This window comes from Paenibacillus sp. GM2FR, from assembly GCF_002803325.1.
GTDB lineage: Bacteria > Bacillota > Bacilli > Paenibacillales > Paenibacillaceae > Paenibacillus_AQ > Paenibacillus_AQ lautus.
Map to the genome: position 1 here is coordinate 260310 of NZ_MKZM01000008.1, position 21865 is coordinate 282174.

23 protein-coding genes are annotated in these 21865 nt (G+C 47.4%); 19 read left to right on the forward strand and 4 right to left on the reverse strand.

The window, feature by feature from the left end:
* The first annotated feature begins 77 nt into the window (after positions 1–77).
* The 6 genes from PAEVO_RS01235 (at position 78) to thiI (ending at position 4784) form a co-directional block, all read left to right on the forward strand.
* The gene (locus PAEVO_RS01235; protein WP_100535927.1) at positions 78–584 is read left to right on the forward strand and encodes a YpuI family protein; all 507 of its coding nucleotides are present in this window, start codon (positions 78–80) and stop codon (positions 582–584) included.
* A gap of 136 nt (positions 585–720) precedes the next feature.
* Entirely contained in the window at positions 721–945 is a 225-nt protein-coding gene (locus PAEVO_RS01240) for a DUF1540 domain-containing protein (protein WP_006209042.1), read from the forward strand.
* A gap of 69 nt (positions 946–1014) precedes the next feature.
* Positions 1015–1377, forward strand: a complete 363-nt coding sequence (locus tag PAEVO_RS01245; RefSeq protein WP_100535928.1) for a hypothetical protein — start codon at positions 1015–1017, stop codon at positions 1375–1377.
* A 153-nt stretch (positions 1378–1530) separates the two neighbouring features.
* On the forward strand, positions 1531–2217 hold the full coding sequence (locus PAEVO_RS01250; RefSeq protein ID WP_100535929.1) for a lytic transglycosylase domain-containing protein: 687 nt from the start codon (positions 1531–1533) through the stop codon (positions 2215–2217).
* Between the two features lie 168 nt (positions 2218–2385).
* Positions 2386–3546, forward strand: coding sequence for a cysteine desulfurase family protein (locus tag PAEVO_RS01255; protein WP_100535930.1), 1161 nt, complete (start codon positions 2386–2388; stop codon positions 3544–3546).
* Entirely contained in the window at positions 3546–4784 is a 1239-nt protein-coding gene (thiI, locus tag PAEVO_RS01260; RefSeq protein WP_100539285.1) for a tRNA uracil 4-sulfurtransferase ThiI, read from the forward strand. The genes PAEVO_RS01255 and thiI overlap by 1 nt, the downstream gene beginning before the upstream one ends.
* 135 nt (positions 4785–4919) lie before the next feature.
* Here the strand turns inward: thiI and PAEVO_RS01265 are convergent, their stop codons facing one another.
* Positions 4920–5612: a TerC family protein gene (locus PAEVO_RS01265; protein ID WP_100535931.1), complete on the reverse strand. Its 693-nt coding sequence runs from the start codon at positions 5610–5612 to the stop codon at positions 4920–4922.
* A 130-nt stretch (positions 5613–5742) separates the two neighbouring features.
* Here PAEVO_RS01265 and PAEVO_RS01270 point away from each other — a divergent pair, with 130 nt between their 5' ends.
* The 6 genes from PAEVO_RS01270 to PAEVO_RS33605 all read left to right on the forward strand — a co-directional run bounded on the left by PAEVO_RS01270 (position 5743) and on the right by PAEVO_RS33605 (position 11154).
* On the forward strand, positions 5743–6405 hold the full coding sequence (locus PAEVO_RS01270; protein ID WP_100535932.1) for a TerC family protein: 663 nt from the start codon (positions 5743–5745) through the stop codon (positions 6403–6405).
* Between the two features lie 243 nt (positions 6406–6648).
* A complete protein-coding gene (locus tag PAEVO_RS01275; protein WP_100535933.1) occupies positions 6649–7161 on the forward strand; it encodes a hypothetical protein in 513 nt (170 codons plus the stop codon).
* A 152-nt stretch (positions 7162–7313) separates the two neighbouring features.
* The gene (typA, locus tag PAEVO_RS01280; protein WP_071222960.1) at positions 7314–9155 is read left to right on the forward strand and encodes a translational GTPase TypA; all 1842 of its coding nucleotides are present in this window, start codon (positions 7314–7316) and stop codon (positions 9153–9155) included.
* Between the two features lie 39 nt (positions 9156–9194).
* Positions 9195–9488: a YlaH-like family protein gene (locus tag PAEVO_RS01285; RefSeq protein ID WP_100535934.1), complete on the forward strand. Its 294-nt coding sequence runs from the start codon at positions 9195–9197 to the stop codon at positions 9486–9488.
* A gap of 163 nt (positions 9489–9651) precedes the next feature.
* Complete coding sequence (locus PAEVO_RS01290; RefSeq protein ID WP_100535935.1) at positions 9652–10758, forward strand: LCP family protein; 1107 nt, start codon at positions 9652–9654, stop codon at positions 10756–10758.
* Between the two features lie 45 nt (positions 10759–10803).
* Positions 10804–11154 carry a hypothetical protein gene (locus PAEVO_RS33605; RefSeq protein WP_165789599.1) on the forward strand — a complete coding sequence of 117 codons (351 nt, stop codon included), beginning with the start codon at positions 10804–10806 and terminating at the stop codon, positions 11152–11154.
* A 66-nt stretch (positions 11155–11220) separates the two neighbouring features.
* On the opposite strand, the gene PAEVO_RS01300 is transcribed toward PAEVO_RS33605, so the two are convergent.
* Positions 11221–11883, reverse strand: a complete 663-nt coding sequence (locus PAEVO_RS01300; protein ID WP_100535937.1) for a YhcN/YlaJ family sporulation lipoprotein — start codon at positions 11881–11883, stop codon at positions 11221–11223.
* A gap of 117 nt (positions 11884–12000) precedes the next feature.
* Here PAEVO_RS01300 and PAEVO_RS01305 point away from each other — a divergent pair, with 117 nt between their 5' ends.
* On the forward strand, positions 12001–13332 hold the full coding sequence (locus tag PAEVO_RS01305) for a PhoH family protein (RefSeq protein WP_100535938.1): 1332 nt from the start codon (positions 12001–12003) through the stop codon (positions 13330–13332).
* 199 nt (positions 13333–13531) lie between these two features.
* Positions 13532–14785 carry an extracellular solute-binding protein gene (locus PAEVO_RS01310; RefSeq protein WP_100535939.1) on the forward strand — a complete coding sequence of 418 codons (1254 nt, stop codon included), beginning with the start codon at positions 13532–13534 and terminating at the stop codon, positions 14783–14785.
* Between the two features lie 35 nt (positions 14786–14820).
* Here PAEVO_RS01310 and PAEVO_RS01315 read toward each other — a convergent pair whose 3' ends face one another.
* On the reverse strand, positions 14821–15933 hold the full coding sequence (locus PAEVO_RS01315) for a coiled-coil domain-containing protein (RefSeq protein WP_100535940.1): 1113 nt from the start codon (positions 15931–15933) through the stop codon (positions 14821–14823).
* A 253-nt stretch (positions 15934–16186) separates the two neighbouring features.
* Positions 16187–16423, reverse strand: a complete 237-nt coding sequence (locus tag PAEVO_RS01320) for a DUF2626 domain-containing protein (RefSeq protein WP_006209059.1) — start codon at positions 16421–16423, stop codon at positions 16187–16189.
* Positions 16424–16765: 342 nt separating this feature from the next.
* On the opposite strand from PAEVO_RS01320, the gene PAEVO_RS01325 reads away from it, so the two are divergent.
* The 5 genes from PAEVO_RS01325 to PAEVO_RS01345 all read left to right on the forward strand — a co-directional run bounded on the left by PAEVO_RS01325 (position 16766) and on the right by PAEVO_RS01345 (position 21863).
* Positions 16766–17416: an RsfA family transcriptional regulator gene (locus PAEVO_RS01325; RefSeq protein WP_100535941.1), complete on the forward strand. Its 651-nt coding sequence runs from the start codon at positions 16766–16768 to the stop codon at positions 17414–17416.
* 140 nt (positions 17417–17556) lie between these two features.
* Positions 17557–18513: a ketopantoate reductase family protein gene (locus PAEVO_RS01330; RefSeq protein WP_100535942.1), complete on the forward strand. Its 957-nt coding sequence runs from the start codon at positions 17557–17559 to the stop codon at positions 18511–18513.
* 11 nt (positions 18514–18524) lie between these two features.
* On the forward strand, positions 18525–18911 hold the full coding sequence (locus PAEVO_RS01335; RefSeq protein WP_100535943.1) for a DUF3397 domain-containing protein: 387 nt from the start codon (positions 18525–18527) through the stop codon (positions 18909–18911).
* 149 nt (positions 18912–19060) lie between these two features.
* Positions 19061–20722, forward strand: a complete 1662-nt coding sequence (locus tag PAEVO_RS01340; protein WP_100535944.1) for a peptide ABC transporter substrate-binding protein — start codon at positions 19061–19063, stop codon at positions 20720–20722.
* Positions 20723–20930: 208 nt separating this feature from the next.
* Positions 20931–21863 carry an ABC transporter permease gene (locus PAEVO_RS01345; protein WP_100535945.1) on the forward strand — a complete coding sequence of 311 codons (933 nt, stop codon included), beginning with the start codon at positions 20931–20933 and terminating at the stop codon, positions 21861–21863.
* Positions 21864–21865: the final 2 nt, after the last annotated feature.

Consider the following 21865-nt stretch of genomic DNA (forward strand, 5'->3'; position numbering starts at 1 on the left):
TAGGATAGTACATATTATAACGACCATCAGGCTGTATAACCTGTAGGGTCACGACCATTTAAGGGGGATCTATCGTAATGCCAGCAGACAATCTTCAGAAATTATGCTCAGAGTCCAGAGAAAAGTTGAAATCTGCTATTTCGATTATGGAAACGTTTTTGAATGAACATGCTTTATCCCAATTGGTAACGGAACAGGACGATGAAACCGTTCATTTTTACAAAGGATTTCTGTCGGATGTTCGCCATTTGCTTGTATTTTCTGAAGTTTCCTATGAGAAGCTAGGTGTTGTACAGCGTCGCCCTAATTTTGATATCGATTTTGCCGAGAAGGCTTTGTATAATTTGTATCACCGCTGTGTTAACAGTTTCTTCTATCCCAAAAATGAAAGTTATTCCGAAGATGGTCGTTACGCCTATACTGGACAGGATGCGATTCGTTTCCGGAAGAAGCCGGTTCGTCCTGCCCGTGATGTCATTATGAACATTACCAAGATTTATGAAGAGCTCCGTGATGATCTTGCTTACTACGAAAGCGATTATTTAACGGAACGTCGGATGCAATCAGAGAAAAGCCACGCCTAGCATATAAAGGAATACGTAAGAGATGCCAACCATTGGCATCTCTTTTTGCGTTTCGCTCCTTAGGCACCAACTGACAATCGTTCTTGTGCATACCGGCAGTAAACTAAGGAAAAAATGTTGACGAGGTGATGCTAAAATGGCCAACGAAGCCAAACCATTAGTGAAGTGCAGTGTCAGCAATTGCCATTACTGGGGAGAACAGAACTTATGTCATGCCGAGATGATCATGATTGAAATTGACCGTCATGCGAATGTGAAACTCAATGAAGAGTATGGAGCAGAGCCTTATGTAGACGACCATCAGGATGTTGCTGACAAGTCTTCCGAGACCTGCTGTTTGACCTTCAAGCCGAAGGGCTGACGGGAAATAAGCCGGATAAAGTCCGGGTGCTGGGCACTTTAGGATGATGGAAATGGAGGAAGCTAGTTTATGGATAAAAAACATCGCAAGCATAAAATGAAGGTTGTTGAAGGCAAGCGAAACAGGGTAGACTTCCCGCGCAAAGATCACCGTGAAGAATATGCAGCCGAGGTTGCTCCCCCTATGGATGCCTCGGCACGAAGAGTAGACGAGGATAAGGCAGACGTGTCTACGGGTCGCACCGTCGGATATGTGGGCTTGGTATTAGGCATTGCCTCGTTGTTCATGTGGTCGGTAATTCTGGGGCCAATCGCAGCCGTTGTTGGATATTACGCTTACAGCAAAGGCAGCAGAACGACAGGCGCGTGGTCGATCGGACTCGGCATATTGGCAACGCTCAGTTATTTTATCTTGATTCCTTTCAGTAGATAATTCATTTTGTAATGATGAAAATATGGGCGGGTCAACTAGTGAGAACGGTTGATTCGCCTTATTTTTTTGCCAAATAGGTATAGCAGATTGTTCCAGTTCCATGATAAAATAAAGGACAAGTTTGAAATTTTGCTGCAGAAAGTGAGTTAAACGATGCAAATAGATCCGATATCATGGAAGCAAATGACGGATATACCACAGATGAATACGAATTCCACCGAGTCGGCAACCGGATTTGTCAATGTGCTAAGCAGCCTGCTTACCGAAGATTCCGCCTCCAAGCCGGTTGAACGTTCGATTACCCAGCTTGCGCCTGGCGTAACCTTTAAGGATGGACTGTTATGGCAGCAGCTGGGTGCTGTGGATGAGTCCGCTTCGTCTTTACCAATCGAGGGGGCCGTGCATGACACGGGGGCAACAAAGCCAACGACCTTTGAGGATTTAATTACGGCGGCCGGGGAACGATATGGAGTGCCGGTATCGCTGATCAAAGCGGTCATTGATGCGGAATCTTCCTTTAATCCGAATGCCGTGTCCTCCGCGGGAGCCAAGGGGCTGATGCAGCTGATGGACGGAACAGCAAGGGGACTTGGGGTAAGCAACCCTTTTGATCCGGCTCAGAACATCGAAGGCGGTACTAAATATCTGTCCAATCTGATTCAACGGTTTGGCGGAGAAATGGCTATGGTACTTGCAGCGTATAATGCAGGTCCAACCCGTATCGCGAATATGGGTGTATCCAGTGATGAAGAGCTGATGTCTCTTGCTCATGAATTACCCGAGGAAACCCAGGCATACATTGGTAAAGTCATGAATGCACGATCCAAATACACTTTATAAACCCGCAAGGGGATAAATAGTAACCTGATAGAGGATCAAACGATAAACGCCACTTTGTCCGATCTAAAGATGGAGTGCGGCTTTACCGTTTGGTCTTTTTGTGTAAATATAAAGGTCTGGACTAAGTTTTAAAACGTGCGATGCGTATGATGGAAAGGGGAAATTACCTTGATATATTGGGACCACGCTGCAACGACCCCTCCCTATGATGAAGTAGTGGACACGATGGCGGAAGTGATGAAGATGCATTATGCGAATCCGTCAGCACTTCATCGTTCAGGCGAGGCTGCCGCTAAACTGCTGAAAAAAGCAAGAGAGGTGAGTGCAGCCGCGCTGGACGTTCAGCCGACGGAGATCGTATTCACATCCGGGGCAACCGAAGGCAATAACATGGCGATAAAAGGGGCTGCGATGCAGTATAGCAGCCGGGGCCGGCATATCATCACAACGGGGACAGAGCATCCTTCCGTATATGAATGCTGCAAGCAGCTGGAAACACTCGGATGGGAAGTGACCTATCTGCCGGTTGATCACGCCGGCGTGGTGGATCTGGCTGCCCTGGCGGATGCTGTGCGCAAAGATACCGTGCTTGTCAGCATCATGCATGTCAATAATGAGACAGGGGCCGTTCAGCCGCTGACTGAAGTGGGGCGTATCGTCAAGGAGCGGAATTCAAGAACGCTGCTCCATATCGATGGCGTACAGGGATTTGGAAAGCTGCCGGTGACACTTTCCCAGTGGCAGGCCGACTTATACAGCCTGTCTGCACATAAATTCAACGGTCCGAGAGGAATGGGCGTGCTGTACGTCAAGCAAGGCGTGCAGTTGTTCCCGTTGGTATCGGGCGGATCGCAGGAGAATGGGCACCGGGCAGGAACGGAGAATGTTGCCGGAGCAGTAGCGATGTCGAAGGCCATGCGATTATCCAGAGAACGTCAGCCCGAGCATTATGCAAGGATGACGGAATTAAGGGAGCTTTTGCTTCAGGGCATCGAAAAAATTCCGGGATTGGTCTTAAACAGCAGCGAGCAGAATGCACCTCATATCATCCATTTTTCGTATCCGGGATTAAAACCCGAGGTGATGGTCCATGCTCTGGAAGAGATGGGGATGCTCGTATCGACCAAATCCGCTTGCTCCTCTAAATTAAGCGAACCGAGCCGGGTCCTGTTAGCGATGGGGAAGGACATGAACGTTGCTTCCTCCGGAATCCGCATCAGTCTTGGCAAAGAGCATCAGCTGGGCGATGCAGCGCGACTCGTCGAAGTCTTGGCTAAAGTTTGCGGGAACCTGCGTCCCATTATAGAAAGAGAGGGTAACCGAAGATGATGACTTACGATAAACTGCTGCTTCGCTTTGGCGAATTTACCCTAAAAGGCAAAAACCGCAACCGATTCGAGAGATCGGTATTGAATCATATTCGAAGCGTGCTAAAACCGTTTCCGGGAGCGAAAATCGTTAAGGAGTACGGCCGCTTGTACGTCGAGCTTAACGGGGAGTCTCCCGAGGCTCTGATCCATGTCCTTAAAAAAGTATTTGGCCTTGTGTCCATCAGTCCGGTACGCGTATGTCCTTCCGAGCTTGACCGCATTATCGAAACAGCGGTTGATTTTATGGGGCAGAAGGAACTAGCAGACCCGTCGACCTTCAAAGTCAACGCGAGAAGGGTGTGGAAACAATTCCCTCACTCCTCGCAGGAGATGAACCATTTAGTCGGATCGCCATTGCTGCGAACCTATCCCCAGCTTAAAGTAAAGGTAAAGCAGCCCGATATGGAGCTTCGTGTGGAAATTCGGGAGAACGAGACTTATCTGTATTATGAAGTGATTCCCGGCGCCGGCGGGTACCCGATTGGTACGAATGGGAAGGCAATGCTGCTCCTCTCGGGCGGGATTGACAGTCCTGTAGCGGGCTGGTCGGCTATGCGCAGAGGGCTTGAAATTGAGTGTGTTCACTTCTACAGCTTCCCTTACACCAGCCAACTAGCGAAGGAAAAGGTAATGGAGTTAACAAGGCTGTTATCGGGCTACACGGGCAAAATCAAGCTGCACCTCGTTCCGTTTACCGATGTACAGACTTCATTTGTCGGCATCGGCCAGGATAATCTGATCATTACGTTTATGCGCAGAGCGATGTTACGGATTGCTTCCTCGCTTGCTGAGCGGGAAGGGGCATTGGCGATCGTGACGGGGGACAGTCTCGGACAAGTCGCCAGTCAGACGCTGCCGAGCATGAATGTGATCGGCAGAGCTACCGAGCTGCCGCTGCTGCGGCCGCTCGTCATGATGGATAAGAACGACATCATCAATATCGCGATGGACATCGGCACATTCGAGACATCGATTTTGCCGTATGAGGATTGCTGTACGTTGTTTGTGCCTAAATCGCCCACCACGAATCCGAATTTGAAGATCATCGAGAAGGTGGAGGCTTCCATTACGGAGCTTCCTGCACGGATCCAGGCAGCGATTGAAGGTACGGAGACCGTGATCATAACCCCGGATAGTACAATCGGTGAGCTTGGCGAGAAGCATGCGGAGCCCGTGGTAAACGAAGACTGGTTTTAATCGAGTATCGAACGAAGGTCAACATGATGTTGCGGCGAAGCGAACGAGTGTGCACCGTTCGATGATCTGCTAACTTAAAACACCCCAAGGCTTCTCAGAAGCCTTGGGGTGTTTTGTTCTACTCATAGATTTTGGTTATGACTGGCTGGATGACTGACGGCGCCCAGCGGATCTTTTTTTCAGATGTCCTGCAGTCAGAACACCGATAATGATGGCAGCAATGAAGAGATATTTAATGATCTGGTGCGCTTCGAAATATCCCAGAAAGTGCTTTTCCTCGGTAATCATGGAGGACGCCGTGTACGCAAGTACCGCAGAACCTACATAGATAATCCATGGGAAACGGTTGATCAGTTTGATAAACAGCGTGCTGCCCCATACCACGATAGGTACGCTGATGAGCAGGCCCAGCGTTACAAGGATCATATTGTGTTTGGCTGCGCCGGCGACGGCAATGACATTGTCCAGGCCCATAGCGGCATCCGCTACAATGATGGTACGAATGGCAGCACCGAGGCTTTTGCCGGCCTTTATATTGCCGTGATCTTCATTGTCGTCGGTCATCAGCTTGTAGGCAATGCCGATCAGGAGTACGCCTCCCACAAGCAGCAGCCAAGGGATGTTAAGCAGCCAGACAACGAGGATGGTGGCAATGATACGAAGAATAACAGCTCCGGCAGTGCCGTAGATAATTGCTTTTTTCTGGGTTTCCTTCGGAAGATTGCGTGCTGCAAGACCGATTACAATGGCGTTGTCCCCGGCCAGGATCAGATCCAAGAATACAATGTTGATTAATGCAAGAAAAAATTCAGCGGTTGTGGTTTCCATGAATGTCACTCCTCTTAGAATACGGTTCCACCACTTAAACAAAGTGGATTTATTATAGGCCTATTTTTCCCGATGTGCAAGCATAGCCTGGACAATTACCACATATGTGTAGAGTGGGGGTGTTGTTCTGGTGGAGACGATTTTTTTGTTGGGACAGATCTTGATGATCAATCTTGTGCTCAGTGGCGACAATGCCTTGGTCATCGCGATGGCCAGCAAAGACCTTCCGGAAATACACCGCAGACGGGCGGTCTGGATCGGGACTGCAGGGGCTGTTCTCTTACGGTGTATTCTGACTTTTTTGGCGGTTTTGCTGCTAAAAATCCCTTTCTTACAGGCTGGCGGCGCCTTACTGTTGATCTGGATCGCAGTCAAACTCATGATGCAAAAGGAACATGACCATGCAAACTTGGCCAAAGCTTCAACGATATGGGCCGCAGTCAATACGATATTGATTGCCGATTTCGTGATGAGCCTGGATAATGTCTTGGCCATTGCGGGGCTGGCAAAAGGCGATCTCGCCTTAATTGTCATCGGAATATTATTAAGCATTCCCATCGTTGTATGGGGAAGCGGAATGATCTCCAGCCTGCTTCGCAAGTTTCCGGTGCTGCTTTACATAGGTGCCGGTATTCTAGCTTTTACAGCAGGCGAAATGCTCATACAGGATTCCCGCGTAGGGCTGCTTCTGGCTTACTGGATGCCTTATGCCCACAGTCTGCTGCCGATTGTCATTGCAGGAGCTGTCGTTCTCATTGGCGGATTACAGACGGTAAGACGGCCTAGCACGTAACGGGGTTTTATTTAAACAACCCATTGGCGTAAGGGAGTGCGTGGAAAGATGGATGACTGTTTCGTGCAGTTGTCCATTTTTTGTTGGGTTCAGGCAGGTATATGGGACGGGCCAAGGTTATTTCAAGTGGAACAAGCTCGGGATATGGTTTTTTTTGTCGGTTTGGGCTAAAATTAACGTAACTGCTTCTTTTAGAAACCGCTATTTTTGGTGATACATATATTGAAGAGAGAGGGTGATCAAATGTCCTCCAGAAAAGATTTGGCGCTGGGTATTTTCATCGTTGCTGCTGGAGTTGTTATTTTGCTCGGTAAGCTTGGTGTGTTTGGATTTCTGGGAAGAACGTTATGGCCGCTCGTCCTGCTGCTGCCGGGTATTTTTTTGCATATCATGTTTTTTGGTCGCCGTGCCTCTGCCGCAATTCTCATTCCAGGCGGAATTCTGACGGTATATGGCCTTCTGTTCTTCATATGTAATATTGGGGGATGGGGGCTGATGGCTTCTTTATGGCCTGTCTTGATTCTTGGCGTGGCTGTCGGCTTGTATGAATATTATCTGTACGAGAGCCCGCGACCTGGCGCAGTTCTGCCGGTTGCGCTTGGACTGACGGTGCTTTCCGTTTTGATTTTCATCTTTACCTGGCTGGAGACTGGGGCGTTCTACATTATTGCCCTGATCTTGATCGCAGCGGGCATTTGGATGATCTTCGGCCGCAATCGTTCCGGGCGCAATAATAAATGGAGCAGAGGTTGGTAATTGGTAAGAGGTAAAAGTTGCTGGAAGTTTTCTGAAAAGACTTGATTTTCCCGCTCGTTTACCTATATTATAGGATGTATGTTGAAGCGTCGGCATGTCGTCCGGCGCTTTCTTTGTGGCTCATTCGAACAGAAGGGATTTGAGATATATTTATGCAATCAAGAGATCAGATTCGCAACATTGCCATTATTGCTCACGTTGACCATGGCAAAACAACACTTGTAGACCAACTGCTGCAGCAGTCCGGTATTTTCCGGGAGCATGAGACACTGCAGGAACGCGCGATGGACTCCAATGATTTGGAGCGCGAACGCGGAATTACCATCCTAGCCAAGAATACGGCTATTACGTATAAAGATTTCTTGATTAACATTGTAGATACGCCTGGACACGCCGATTTCGGTGGTGAAGTTGAGCGTATTATGAAAATGGTCGACGGCGTTCTGCTCGTTGTTGACGCTTATGAAGGATGTATGCCTCAGACCAAGTTTGTGCTTGGTAAAGCACTTGCACATAACTTGACTCCAATCGTCGTTGTGAACAAGATTGACCGTCCGGCCGCCCGCCCAGCAGAAGTGATCGATGAAGTGCTTGATCTGTTCATTGAACTTGGAGCGAATGACGACCAATTGGACTTCCCCGTTGTATATGCATCAGCCTTAAACGGTACTTCAAGTATGGATCCAGAGAAGCAAGATGATAACATGCTTGCTCTTTATGAAACCATTATTGACCATATCCCTTCCCCTACTGAGAAAGTGGACGAGCCTCTCCAGTTCCTCGTTACCTTGATGGATTACAATGAATATCTGGGCCGTATCGCCGTCGGCCGCGTGAACCGCGGTGTAATTAAGCAAGGCCAACCGGTAACCGTTATGCTTCGTGACGGCTCCACCAAGAATGCCCGTATCGAGAAGCTGTTCGGCTTCCAGGGACTGAAGCGGATCGAGGTTGCCGAAGCAGGCGCCGGCGACATCGTGGCTATCGCAGGGATCAAAGATATCAACATTGGAGAGACCATTGCGGATCCACAGCATCCGGAGGCACTCCCTGTCCTTAAAATTGACGAACCAACCCTGCAAATGACGTTCCTTGTTAACAACAGTCCTTTTGCCGGACGCGAAGGCAAATGGGTAACATCCCGTAAGCTGCGTGACCGTCTCTTCAAAGAACTGGAAACGGACGTAAGTTTGAGAGTGGATGAGACGGACAGCCCTGATGCTTATATCGTATCGGGACGCGGTGAGCTTCACCTCAGTATTTTGATTGAGAATATGCGTCGTGAAGGCTATGAGCTTCAAGTATCCAAGCCGGAAGTTATCGTTAGAGAAATTGATGGCGTCAAAATGGAGCCGATCGAACGTCTTATGATCGATGTACCAGAAGAAAGCATGGGTTCGGTTATGGAAAGCCTCGGAACACGCAAGGCTGAAATGGTGAACATGGTGAATAACGGAAATGGACAAGTGCGTTTGGAATTCCTGATTCCTGCTCGTGGACTTATCGGTTACCGTACCCATTTCCTGACTCTGACACGCGGTTATGGCATTATGAACCACGCATTCGACAGCTACGGTCCGCTTATCGGCGGTCAAGTGGGTGGACGTCACCAAGGCGTGCTGGTTTCCACGGAGAACGGATCTTCAACGTTCTATGGCATGATGTCGGTGGAAGACCGCGGAACCCTGTTCCTGGAACCGGGGACTGAGATTTATGAAGGCATGATCGTCGGGGAGCATACCCGCGATAACGATATCGTCGTTAATATTTGTAAAGAGAAGCAATTGACCAACGTTCGTTCGGCAACGAAGGACGACACGGTTAAATTGAAAACACCGGTTATTTTCTCACTGGAGCAAGCACTTGAATACTTGAACGATGACGAGTATTGTGAGATTACGCCGAAGTCCGTTCGTCTCCGCAAGAAGATTTTGAACAAGAGTGAGCGCGAACGTGCAGAAAAACATCGTAAAATGGCGCAAGCAAATCTATAATAGATAGAGATCTACTTGTCCAAAAGGAGTGAACCTATCATGCAAGAATGGTTTGCCGCGCACCCACTCATCTCTTATATCGTGATTTTTGTGCTGATCACCTACGTTTACAACAAGGTATTCCGGGTGAAGCAGAAGCTTCCTCTGTTGAAGGAGATTCTCCTGTATATCTTGATGGCCTTGGGTTCGGCGATACTGCTTGTGTTTCAGATTGATAAGCTGCCGATTATCCAGTGCTTGTTAGTAGCTGTGGCATTGATGCTGATGGTGCGTATTCGATATTTTGTTGAAGATCGTCAGAAGAAGAAGGCTCAAGCCGAGCCGAAGTCATAAGCTTTGTAGAATTTTAGCAGCTCAGGTAACAACAATACGGCAACTTTTTGTCAGTCCCCATCGTTTATAAGAGAGAGAAGTCAACCATGGTCCGGTAAATGCTTCGAAATTTGAAGCGTTTATCGGACATTCATCTAATTTGAATGAAATCAGGTGTTATGATATGAATCCTACTCATACCAATCTCCCTCCGAGAGCCAAAAGTGGGGGGAAGGGCAAGAAACAGCCAGTTCCAAAAAAGAAAAAAAGCGCATGGAAATCATTTTTTAAATTCATTCTGATCGTCTTGTTAATCGCAGTTCTGGCTGCAGCAGGTTATGCCGGATACTTGTACATCAAGGGCAATGAGATCATTGAAAAAAGCGGGATCGACAAACCTGTAGCTCCAGGGCAATCCGCTAAGGAAAAACCGATTACGGTGCTTCTCTTGGGAACGGATCATCGCCCGGAAACGGGGACTTACTTGACGGATGTGGTCATGGTCGCCACCATGCATCCGGAAACCAATACGTCGACGCTGGTTTCTCTGCCGCGGGATACGCTCATTGAACTCGATGGATATAAAGCGACGAAGCTGAACGCTTATTACCCAAGGTTTAAAGCGGCCTACAATGCTGCCGAGAAAAAGGAACCGGGCAGCGGCATTCCGGCTGAAGAAGAAATGAAAGTCATGATGAGCAAGTACCTTGGCGTTAATATCGACTATGTAACGGTAATCGATTTCCAGGGATTCCGTGACGTTGTGGACACCTTCGGGGGAGTGGATGTTAACGTTCAATACAATATGTGTTACCGCGATACTGCGGACAAGACCGACATTAACCTCACTGTGGGTCCTCAGAAGCTGGATGGCAAGAAGGCGCTGGATTATGTTCGTTACCGTAAATCCAGTGACAGCTGTTCGCCGAGAACGAAGGAATCAAGCGATTTTGAGCGTAATGCCCGCCAAAGCGAAGTATTGCATTCCCTCCTCGATAAGATGAAATCGCTCGGGGGCGTTGCGAAGGTAGGCAATGCTCTGGATGCGGTCAGCGATAACATGACCACCGATTTCGAGCAGGAGCAGATCCGAAATTTGCTTGCGACTTATTATGATATTGGAAAAGATGACGTCAAATTCATGCCGGTCACAGGCAATTGGAAGAGTCCTTATGTGTATATAAGCAGCAGCGAGCTGGACGCGGCCAAACAAGCGCTGCAAGACGAGCTTGCCGGCAAGCATAACGCTGGCGGGCAGGGGACAGAAGCGGAATCTGCAACAACTCCGTGACAATTGAAGGCAAGTTTTATTGTATGCTATAATACAATGTATCAGATGGAGATCATTGTACAGGAGGCCGAAGGCATGTCCTACCTTATGATGCATACGACACACCCATTGATCTGTAATCGGCAGACGGATTACCTTGCCCATGCATTTGTGCGAGCAGATTCCATTTGGGGATGGGAGCCTTTCAGATGTCATCCTTCTGATTCCATGTCTTCTCAGGCGTGTTCATTCGACATGGGTGTCCATTTCACACCAAACAGACAACAAAACTCTGAATATGATAGGGGTCATGTCTCTGACGAAGCAGAAATGCTCGCTAGTGGCGTTGTTATGACCTTAAAAAAAGCCCAGTGTGCTTCACTGGGCTTTTTTTGTATGAAATTTGGAGATGGGTGACGGACAAACTCGGGTTATGACCGGATTTGTCTTCCGCTTATAGGCGGGTTTACGCTCAACATGGGTCTATTTATTATGGTGTGGATTGGCTGGTGCGTTGCTTCGGTTATTCGGCTTTACTGTTTGTGCACCGTTATCTTGTGCATTACGATCTCGAGGTGTTACATCTTTAGGCAGCTGAGGAATGATGCGGCCCACGATGTCAGCGAGTTCACTGGCAAGTCCTGAAATGGGGTTTCCTTCCTGAATATGCCGGCCAAGATCGGCAATCCGGTTTGTAACGTCTAAATCAGCCGTAACAAGTGCATTGGCACCTGCCGGATCGGATTGAAGGGCTTCAGCGACTGTGTATTTAATGGTTCCGACTTCTGCCCGATCTAAATTTCCATCTACATTAAGTCCAACAACAGCCGTATTTCCCATGACAACACAGTTGGCGTTTTTTACGCCGGGCACACTCTCGGCTAGTGATTTTAGGTGATTTGCGGTTGTAGCGTCAACTTGTCCGTTGTTATCATTTGCGTTGCCGACTCGTCCCGTATTCGCATTATCCGGAGCCCAACCGTCTACATTGTTAGTGGTATAACCTCTGTTCCCATTCATGTTGGGAACATTGTTAGCAGTAGTTCCATTGGTTTGATTACGAGGAGAGGGTGATGCATTCTGATTGGCGGTCCCGCAGCCTGCGAGCAACAACACCGCTAGTATTATGGATAGAGCAGCTCTCATGGATTGATCTGTCCTTTCGTAGTAGAGTTCACTAAATTACTCCAGTCGCTACGCTTATTATGTCCGGGACGGAAAGGTTTATGTGTGTACCTGATGAAGAAGCAGTGGAGGGATAAGATGAAAAAAATATTTGTGCTGGATACGAACGTATTGCTGCATGATCCTCAGTCGATCTATGCATTCGAGGAGCATGAAGTCATCATTCCTGCGGTGGTTCTTGAAGAGATTGACTCAAAGAAGCGAAATGCTGATGAAATCGGCCGCAACGCCCGAACGGTCTCCCGATTGCTCGATGGGCTAAGAGAACATGGTCATCTTCATGACGGGGTTCTTCTGGAGAATGGCGGGACATTGAAGGTAGAGCTTAATCATCGCAGCTTCGTCAAGGTACAGGAGTTATTTAGCGAAGCATCCAACGACAACCGAATTTTGGCTGTCGCGTTAAATTATAAATTGGAGGAGGAGCCGAAGGAGGACGGAAGCCGCGTCGTTCTGGTCAGCAAGGATGTGCTTGTTCGAATTAAAGCGGATGTGCTCGGACTCACAACACAGGATTATTTATCGGACCGTACAGCCGATCCAAGTGAATTGTATCCTGGATTCTCTACAGTAAAGGTACATCCTTCGGTGATCGATGAATTTTACAGCTATCGTTACTTGCCGATTAAACCTCTTCAATTGCCTTATCCGCTTTATCCGCATGAATTTGTTATTCTGAAGGATGAGATGGGGACAGGAAAGTCAGCTCTCCTTCATGTGAATGAGGATGCAACTAGATTGGAGCCCCTCCATTTAAGCAATGAACCTGTATGGGGCATCAGCGCCCGTAACGCCCAACAGCGCATGGCGATTGAACTTCTTCTGAATGACGATATTCCGCTTGTCACCATTACCGGGAAAGCCGGAACGGGAAAAACCTTGTTGGCGTTGGCAGCAGGCCTCTCCAAGGTGGAGGATGAGCATAAATACAAAAAACTGCTGATTGCCCGTCCGGTTGTTCCGATGGGGAAGGATATCGGTTATTTGCCTGGCGAAAAGGAAGAGAAATTAAGACCATGGATGCAGCCGATATATGACAATCTGGAGTATTTGTTCGACACCAAAAAATCGGGTGATATTGATAAAATATTGATGGGACTCGGCAGCATCCAGGTGGAAGCACTGACTTATATCCGGGGCCGCTCGATACCAGGTCAGTTCATCATTGTGGATGAGGCGCAAAACTTATCCCGTCATGAGGTTAAGACGATTGTATCCCGGGCGGGAGAAGGGAGTAAGGTGATCCTGATGGGAGACCCGGAGCAGATTGACCATCCCTACCTGGATGCTGTGAGCAATGGGTTGACCTATGTGGTTGAACGCTTCAAGCAGGAAAATCTGAGCGGGCATATTACGCTGACAAAAGGGGAACGATCCAAGCTGGCTCAGCTGGCTGCAGACTTGTTATAATCATATATTTCCCGAGAAATGATTACGGCAAAATAACTTGCAGGATAAAGACTGTTCAAGATTCATAGGACAGTCTTTTTTCCTTCCTAGCGTTATTAGTAAAATCTGGACTAGATTATTAACAAAAAAGATAGGACAAGAGCACTAGAAGTTTGGTAAAATAAGGACATGCGACTATTTGAAGGAGTGAAGATGGGATATGAAGCGGAAGAAGTATTGGTTCTTATTTGCCATTTTACTGTTGTCTTTATCCAGTTTATCTCCCAGCTTTGACTTCACTCACCATACTAGACGAGAGCCCCCGGGGGATGAACCTAGTCCTCCGTTGCAAAGGCCGGAGGTACCGGAGACCGATCTGGGTCCGATCAAGGTCGGTGTTCAGTTAAACCCGGATGAACTGAGACAACTAAAAGCTCTTAATGAGCGTTATATGGAAGAGACCGGTGCTGAGATTGAAATTACGCCTCTGGAGATCAGTGAAACACACAAAGAGTCGTTTCTGCTCGAGATGTCTCTTGGTGAAGGTCCTGATATTGTATTAACGGATTCACACTTTATTAAAGCGCTTGCAATGAATGGATGCTTACTGCCCGTTGATTCTTCCCAGGGCACGATGCCGGGTGAAGACATCTTAAATGGCCTTCTGCCACCGCTGCAGTGGAACGGATATCAATGGGGAATGCCGTTTGATATAGACCCCTATATTATGACCTGGAAGACCAAGGGGAAGGACGGCGAACCATTTAAAGTGCCGGAGAGCCGTCAGGCATGGCAGGAGTATTTGAAGCTGAATAAGGTAAGCCCTGCCCTCTCATTTGATTGGAATGATCCTTACGCGTTCGGTGCGGCGGTTCATTTGCTCGAAGGTGATCCCTCCAAGCCGGATCATGAGGTGCTTGATATGCTGATTCGTAATCACGGAACACGGGCAGAATCCGTGCAAGACGCGACGGATGCAGAGGATAACGGCCAAGCGTCGACCACCTCCGGTAAGGCGGAAGCAGCCGTGGTGATTGAGCCGTATTCGAGCTTTTCAGATCAAGACACCGATGGAGTGTCGCTTGCATTGGCGATGGGGAAGGCGCAACTGGATACGCCCGTTGTCCGAACCCGAAGTTTTGCGGTAGCCGCACACACGGAATCATCGTCGCTTGCCATGAAATGGATTACGTATATGACTGGCAAAGAAATGCAGCGCGAATGGAGCAGAGCGGCAGGAACGCTTCCCGTTATTTCTGAGTTGTATGTCACGGGTACCAACCTAAGTGAGCGGGGCATTTGGCAAAAAGCAGCCGTTCCAGCCCAAGTGCTGCTCTCTCGAAACGAGCCGGCAGCATTGGATTTCGGCGATTCGGAAGGCTTTCAAACGTACAGCGAAGCAGCGAATCGATTGCTGCATGGCGAAATCACGATAGAAGAATATAGAGAATTGTACAAGTCTGCTCAACCATGAAAGAAAAAGCTGCCCAGCGAGGGGCAGCCTTTTTTCTATAAATCCAGCTCCATTTTGACCACTAATCGTTGTTCTTGGCTGGAGACCTGCGTTGCTTTTAAGAAAGACACCAACTGCTTAGGATAAAAGTTCATGTCGAATTCTTCCTGCAGCGCCTTGCGTGTGGTGTCAGGCAATTCCAGCCGATTGAACACAAGTTTGTCGACTTGAAACATGATGGCATTCTCCGGTTCGTTAATCACGGTGTATTTTCCTTCAATCAGCAGCGACAGATTTCCGCTCTCACCTGAAGCTATTACTTTTCCATTGTCAAAATGGAAAGCAAAGCTGTTAAAGATTTCATCTTCAGATCTTAAAAATGCGTTGAGATCATCCTCATGGATATCGATGGTGTACTCCTTGCCGTTTGTTTTCAACATATTCTTGCTTCCTTGGACGAATTGCGGCAGATTTTCCATGGCGCTAGCCAGAGCCTGGAAGTGACGCTTTACTTCGTACAGCCCCACGTTCTCCCAGTAGAGGGTGAATTCCTCAATCAACTTCTTCATAGCATCCGGGTTGCCGCTGGCTGTCAGTGCTCCGTTAACCTGCTGTTCAAGCGCCAGCACCCGTTCACGCTGCTTGACAAGGCTGTCTTTCACTTCGGCGAGCTGAGCTGTATTGCGTTCCGCTTCAGCCTGAGCGGAGGCAAGTGAGCGGTACTGATTGTTATATACCGCAAGGGTATCCCGGTCGTTTTGAATGATCATATCGTAAAAGTCCATGACCCGGAAAAAACCGGCTACGTCTTTTGCAGACAACAGCATGAAGAATAAATGATCCCGTTCACCCATGTAATAAGACCGAAGAACAGCTCCCGCCCGATCGCGGCGGTCTTCGATACGCAAGCCCATATCCTGAATTTTGATTTGCAGTTCGCTCTGGAGAAGCTGCAATTCGGCGATGCGTTTGGTTATCCGTTCGATTTCATGATCAATCTCGACGATGGAGAGGCTGTCCTCCAGAAGTTTGCGGGCCTCTTCCGAATCAGGCATAACCGGGCTTAGTTCCTGCTCGGAATATACGGAAGCGGGCGTCCCTATGAAGCAGAACAACAGGGTTATACACAGCATGACCGGGAGGAGAGGTTTTTTTACTCGTACATTCAAACGGGAGTCCTCCTTGAATGGTTGTTAGTCGAAAGGAATCCAACCGCTGTTTGTCCCTTCATTTTAACCAATATATGACGTATACGACTCAATTATCAACCTTTAGGCATTAAAAAAGCGATCCGGCAGCTAAAGCACCTGATCGCTCTTTTAAGTACTCTCGTTCTCTAATTGCAAGGAAAAACCACCAGCGTTCCTCAGTTTGTCCAAGTTGAGCCGGCGGATTTCAAGCATCGCTTGCATGGTTTACCTATTAGAGTGGTTTGCCCATAATGAAGACCGTCCAATAGCTAAAGCCTGTGAAGGTCACGATCATATAAGCCCAGAAGAGAAGAATATAGGTTCTCTCCGTGAATTTCAAATATCCCAGGATCACGAAAAATGCAGTCTGCAGGAAGAAAAGCAGTGCCATTTCAATATGATCTCCGGCAAAGGCCATCAACCCGATGGTCAGGGTAAAAAAGCCAAGGACTCGAAACATCCGTGCCACGATTATATCCTCCTCTCGTATGTACGCACATAATGCTGCTATGAACATTATAGCGTTATGGGAAAAACGTGTAAACGCCTAACTCGAGAAAACCCTTTATTTTTTATTATTAACCAGAAACATGACATTGAATTCGCGAATAAATTTGGACGAATCTTCCCTTTTCCCTTCGTAAGAGTATGATCTGTAATCAAAATGGAAATACATTTTAGTATCAAATAGATTCTATGAACTCTATGAGAGGCATAGAAATGAATTAAGCAGTTTTTATACCCTATTCAGCAGCCGATTTACGGTATTGAAGACGGTTATTTTAGGATGTCGTTAGGAGGGTTTTATGGTATGTCAGCAGTGAGACAGGATGCATGGAGTGCAGAGGACGACCTGATATTGGCGGAGGTGACCCTTCGTCATATTCGTGAGGGCAGCACCCAATTGGCTGCCTTTGAGGAAGTGGGAGAAAGAATCGGCCGGACATCGGCAGCTTGTGGGTTTCGTTGGAATAGCTGCGTTCGCAAGAAATATGAGGATGCTATCAGCTTGGCGAAATCTCAGCGTCAAAAGAGAAGTTATTATAAAAAACAGCCTTCGGTAAGCGGACCGCAGGTTGCCGGCTTGGCTGCTCAGGAACTGGAGCACGATGTCTATAAGAATGATGGTGCAAGTGAAGAGACACTGTCCATCGATGCCGTTATCCGTTTCCTTCGGCAGTGGAAGGGCGGGCTTCAGGAAAGTTCACGTCAGTATAAATTGCTCGAGAAGAATTTGCGTGAAAAAGAGGAGGAGCTTTCAAGGCTCCGCAGTGAGAATCAACGGTTATTGAAGGAAGTCAGCGAAGTGAAAACGGACTATCATGTGGTCAATGACGATTATAAGGCACTGATTCAGATTATGGATCGGGCACGCAGGCTTGCTTTCTTAAATGAAGAAGACGAGGAACTGAAGACGCGCTTCAAAATGGACGCAAACGGTAATCTGGAACGAATTGAATAGGTAAAGGTTATCTTGCTCTAGCCGTAACCCGCATTAGTGCATTTCATGCGCTTTGGCGGGTTATTTGTGCGTATAGGAGATTGTTCTGATATATACTAGGACTAGTACTTCGTGTTCGATTACAATAATGGGGGATTATCATGAATATCCATATTATCGGAGCTGGCTCATTGGGGCTATTATATGCGGGCAAACTTGCGGCGTCAGGCTGCCGTGTCACGTTATGGTGCCGCAGCGAGGAGCAGGCGGACAAGCTTCGGGCTTCCGGCATAACCATCGAGGACATGGGTCAACACCAGGTCGTTGACGCCCATACTTTCTCGATCTGCTCATGGTCATCCTTTTCCGAGTCGGGTGGCGCGGCGGATGCGGATTATCTTTTCCTCATGATGAAGCAGCAAGGGATCGAAGAGATGGCAACGGAGATGCTGGCTCTATTTGGGCAAGATCACCGCAGACTCCTATGTTTTCAGAACGGTACAGGCCATTTGGAGCGGCTTCAAGGCCTGCTGCCGATGTGGACGATCTACGCAGCCATTACTACGGAAGGGGCCAAGCGTACAAGCAGCGTCTCTGTTTTGCACGCCGGTCAGGGAACGACGACAATCGGCAAAATGAAACCTGCCGGGAGCCCATTCGATGCTTTCTCTCAAGAAGATCATGAAATTGAGCTTGTTAAACAGCTGAATAGAGCAGGATTTGAAGCTTTTTTGTCGAATGAAATGGAGGAGATGATTTATCGCAAACTGCTGATGAACGCAGTCATTAATCCTTTGACTGCATTGTGGCGGATTCCTAACGGAGAGCTGTTATCTTCCCCTGAACGAGTCAGGCTTATGAGGCAGTTATATAATGAAGGGATCGCCGTATATGACGCGGGTGGAATTCCTTATGGAAGCGGGCTGTGGGAATGGATTGTATCTGTCTGCCAATCGACTTCAGGTAACACGTCTTCCATGCTTAAGGATGTAATGGACGGCAGAACGACGGAAGTTGCCTGGATTAACGGCAGTATTGTCCGTTTGGGTCAAAAATATGGCGTTTCAGTGCCAACACACGAGCTGATAACGCAGCTCATCGAGGGGATGAATACATAGGGGGTCTTAGCATGGGTTTCTTGCAGGGGCTGTTTCACACATTAAGTCTTTTTCCGTTCATTCCGTTTTTACTGGTTTATTTCATTGTCTTGCAACGAAATAAAAATCGAAAGCAAGCGCTGGAGCTGGCCATGGATGTCACCACATTTTTTATGCTGTTTTCGGTCTCCGCCTTGTTTAATAATACATTCCAGTCCAAATTCGGTTTCTATCTCATTCTCCTCATGCTGCTCATTGCAGCGGGGCTGATCGGCAGTGCGCAGAACCGCTGGAAAGGCAAGGTTAACGGTAAAAGACTGCTGCGCGCCGTGTGGCGTCTCGGGTTTGTCAGCATGAGCTTCGGGTACATAGTATTCACATTTTTTGGCATCCTCTCCTACATAATTAAGATGATGTAAGAACAATCTAATAACTAGAATTATATGATAAATCTGTTTGATCATTGGGTCAGGCAGATTTTTCAATTTATTGATTTCTGGATTTTTTTGACCACTGGTTGTATAATCGATAAGCATATACCTAAAATCTATGAGGGGGATACCGCAAGATGAAGAAACAAAAGAAATTACTGCTTCTCATGACGCTAATTCTTGCTTTCAGCTCAGTTTTGGCCGCGTGTGGAGCTGACAAGAACGAAGGCGCCAATAACGGCGGAACGGCGGACAAGCCTAAAGAGCAAGTCTTCCGGATGAACCTTGCTTCCGACCCTCCTACATTGGATCCGGGCTTGGCTCAGGATAACACGTCGAACACGGTAATCAGTGCTGTGTTTGAAGGTTTGGTTCGCAAGGGTGCAGATGGTTCTGAAGAGGCCGGCGTAGCCGAAAAATGGGATATTTCTGAAGATGGATTGAAATATGTCTTCACCCTTCGCAAAGATGCCAAATGGAGTAACGGCGATGCAGTAACGGCAAAAGATTTTGAGTATGCATGGAAACGCGTACTTGATCCGAACTTTACTCCTGCATCACCATATGCGTATCAGCTCTATTACATCAAAAACGCTGAAGCTTACAATCTTGGAGAGATCAAAGACGCCAATGAAGTCGGCGTAAAAGCAACCGATGATTATACGCTCGAAGTTACGCTGGCAAACCCAACGCCATACTTCCTCAGCTTGATGTCATTCCAAACTTATTTCCCGATTCACAGCTCCGTTGAAGGTAATGCTTCTTGGGCAACCAAACCGGAAACGTTGATCGGCAATGGTCCGTTCAAAGTTTCACAAATGACCAAAGGTCAAAAGATCGAGCTTGTGAAGAACGACCAATATTGGGATAAGGATTCAATCAAACTTGAAAAAGTTCAAATGAGTATCGTGAACAGCTCTGCAACGGAACTTTCAAGCTACCGTAACGATGAATTGGATTATGCAGGACATCCAACAGGAAATATTCCGACGGATCAGCTGAATGCGATCAAGAAGGAATTGGGCGATGAACTGATGATCAAAGGGATTTCATCGACGTATTTCTATATCTTTAACACAACAGAAGAACCATTTGACAATGTGAACATCCGTAAAGCATTTGCCATGGCGATTGATCGTAAGGCGATCGTAGAGAAAATCACGCAAGGTGGACAGCTTCCTGCCTTTGGATTTGTTCCTCCTGGCATCAAGGGTGAGTCCGACGAGTACCGTAAAGAGGTAGCGGATTCTTACTTCGATGAAAATCTTGAAGAAGCTAAGAAACTGCTCGAGCAAGGTATGAAGGAAAAAGGCTATACCACATTACCGGAAGTTACTCTGATCCATAACTCCGATGACAACCACAAGAAAATTGCGCTTGCTATTGCTGATATGTGGAAGAATAACCTCGGTGTTACTGTGAAGGTACAAAACCAAGAGTGGGGCGTATTCCTGAAGAACCGTACGGATTTGAACTATCAAATTGCCCGTTCCGGTTGGGGAGCAGATTATAACGACCCGATGACTTATATCGATATGTGGACATCCAACGGTGGTAACAACGATACTGGCTTCAAGAACGAAGAATATGACAAACTTGTGAAGGATGCTTATGCAACTAGCGATAACGCTAAACGCATGGAGCTGATGTCCAAAGCTGAGAAAATTCTCGTTGAAGACAACCAAGTTGTAATGCCGATCTACTATTACTCTAGCGTGTCCCTGGTTAAACCATGGGTGAAGAACCTTCATCTGGATTATAAGGGTGATATCGATTTCACACGTGCATATATCGAGTAGTCTTTTGTAAGCCATTTATAAAAGGTTACGGTTCGGGATATATATGTGGGGCATTTAAACCTCATATATATCCCGATTTTTTTGTATGAGCACAAGGTTTCCAAATCTTGTGTCCGTTGGTGAAAGTTAAGGGATGCCAGTTCCGTTCTAGAATAATACAATTATATAGACGGCTTGGTTTAGAACAACTGATCAGGAGGCTAGCGAAATGCTGAGGTATGTGGCGAGTAAGTTTTTTTATATGCTTGTATCGTTGTTCATACTGATCTCAGCCACTTTTTTTCTTATGAAAGCCATACCGGGCGATCCGTTTATGGGAGAGAAAAAGCCATCGCCTGAAATTTTGGCGAGGCTGATGGAGCAGTATGATTTAGATAAACCGGTATTTCAGCAATATACGAAATACTTGGGCAATATCGTTCAGGGTGACTTTGGTTTGTCTATGAAGAAACAGGGGCAATCCGTCACTGATATTATTGTTGATACATTTGGCCCTTCACTCCGATTGGGTCTTATCGCGATCGTAGTATCCGTTATCGTGGGTGTCCTGCTGGGGATGCTTGCAGCTCTGTATCACCGCAAGCTGATTGACAACATCGCCATGATTATCTCGGTTCTCGGCATCGCAGTACCGAGTTTTGTACTCGCGTCATTGTTGCAATTCGTTCTCGCAGAGAAAGCGGGCATTTTCAATGTCATGGGTTTTGAAGGACCGCTAGACTATGTGCTTCCTGTAATGGCCCTATCTGCTCAACCGATTGCATTTATCGCGCGATTAACGCGATCCAGCATGCTGGAAGTACTGCATTCGGATTATATCAAGACGGCGAAGGCCAAGGGTCTTAACTGGTTCGCCATTATGTTCCGTCACGTTATCCGTAACGGCATCTTGCCGGTCGTAACGTATGTCGGCCCAATGACAGCGAACATCATTACCGGTTCGGTCGTTATTGAACAGATCTTCGGTATTGGCGGCATAGGCAAGCAGTTCGTTGAAAGTATCACAAACCGCGATTATACAGTCATTATGGGGATTACCATATTCTACGGCATCTTGCTGATGCTGGCGCGTTTCGTTACAGATATCGTGTATGTATTTGTGGATCCACGCATTAAATTGACCGGCGGAAAGGAGAGGTAGAC

Excerpts from the sequence above, each read along its gene's own strand:
- PAEVO_RS01235 (WP_100535927.1), top strand. The coding sequence starts at position 78 with ATGCCAGCAGACAATCTTCAGAAATTATGCTCAGAGTCCAGAGAAAAG.
- PAEVO_RS01240 (WP_006209042.1), top strand. The coding sequence starts at position 721 with ATGGCCAACGAAGCCAAACCATTAGTGAAGTGCAGTGTCAGCAATTGC.
- PAEVO_RS01245 (WP_100535928.1), top strand. The coding sequence starts at position 1,015 with ATGGATAAAAAACATCGCAAGCATAAAATGAAGGTTGTTGAAGGCAAG.
- PAEVO_RS01250 (WP_100535929.1), top strand. The coding sequence starts at position 1,531 with ATGCAAATAGATCCGATATCATGGAAGCAAATGACGGATATACCACAG.
- thiI (WP_100539285.1), top strand. The coding sequence starts at position 3,546 with ATGACTTACGATAAACTGCTGCTTCGCTTTGGCGAATTTACCCTAAAA.
- PAEVO_RS01265 (WP_100535931.1), bottom strand. The coding sequence starts at position 5,612 with ATGGAAACCACAACCGCTGAATTTTTTCTTGCATTAATCAACATTGTA.
- PAEVO_RS01275 (WP_100535933.1), top strand. The coding sequence starts at position 6,649 with ATGTCCTCCAGAAAAGATTTGGCGCTGGGTATTTTCATCGTTGCTGCT.
- typA (WP_071222960.1), top strand. The coding sequence starts at position 7,314 with ATGCAATCAAGAGATCAGATTCGCAACATTGCCATTATTGCTCACGTT.
- PAEVO_RS01285 (WP_100535934.1), top strand. The coding sequence starts at position 9,195 with ATGCAAGAATGGTTTGCCGCGCACCCACTCATCTCTTATATCGTGATT.
- PAEVO_RS01290 (WP_100535935.1), top strand. The coding sequence starts at position 9,652 with ATGAATCCTACTCATACCAATCTCCCTCCGAGAGCCAAAAGTGGGGGG.
- PAEVO_RS33605 (WP_165789599.1), top strand. The coding sequence starts at position 10,804 with ATGGAGATCATTGTACAGGAGGCCGAAGGCATGTCCTACCTTATGATG.
- PAEVO_RS01300 (WP_100535937.1), bottom strand. The coding sequence starts at position 11,883 with ATGAGAGCTGCTCTATCCATAATACTAGCGGTGTTGTTGCTCGCAGGC.
- PAEVO_RS01305 (WP_100535938.1), top strand. The coding sequence starts at position 12,001 with ATGAAAAAAATATTTGTGCTGGATACGAACGTATTGCTGCATGATCCT.
- PAEVO_RS01310 (WP_100535939.1), top strand. The coding sequence starts at position 13,532 with ATGAAGCGGAAGAAGTATTGGTTCTTATTTGCCATTTTACTGTTGTCT.
- PAEVO_RS01325 (WP_100535941.1), top strand. The coding sequence starts at position 16,766 with ATGTCAGCAGTGAGACAGGATGCATGGAGTGCAGAGGACGACCTGATA.
- PAEVO_RS01330 (WP_100535942.1), top strand. The coding sequence starts at position 17,557 with ATGAATATCCATATTATCGGAGCTGGCTCATTGGGGCTATTATATGCG.
- PAEVO_RS01335 (WP_100535943.1), top strand. The coding sequence starts at position 18,525 with ATGGGTTTCTTGCAGGGGCTGTTTCACACATTAAGTCTTTTTCCGTTC.
- PAEVO_RS01340 (WP_100535944.1), top strand. The coding sequence starts at position 19,061 with ATGAAGAAACAAAAGAAATTACTGCTTCTCATGACGCTAATTCTTGCT.
- PAEVO_RS01345 (WP_100535945.1), top strand. The coding sequence starts at position 20,931 with ATGCTGAGGTATGTGGCGAGTAAGTTTTTTTATATGCTTGTATCGTTG.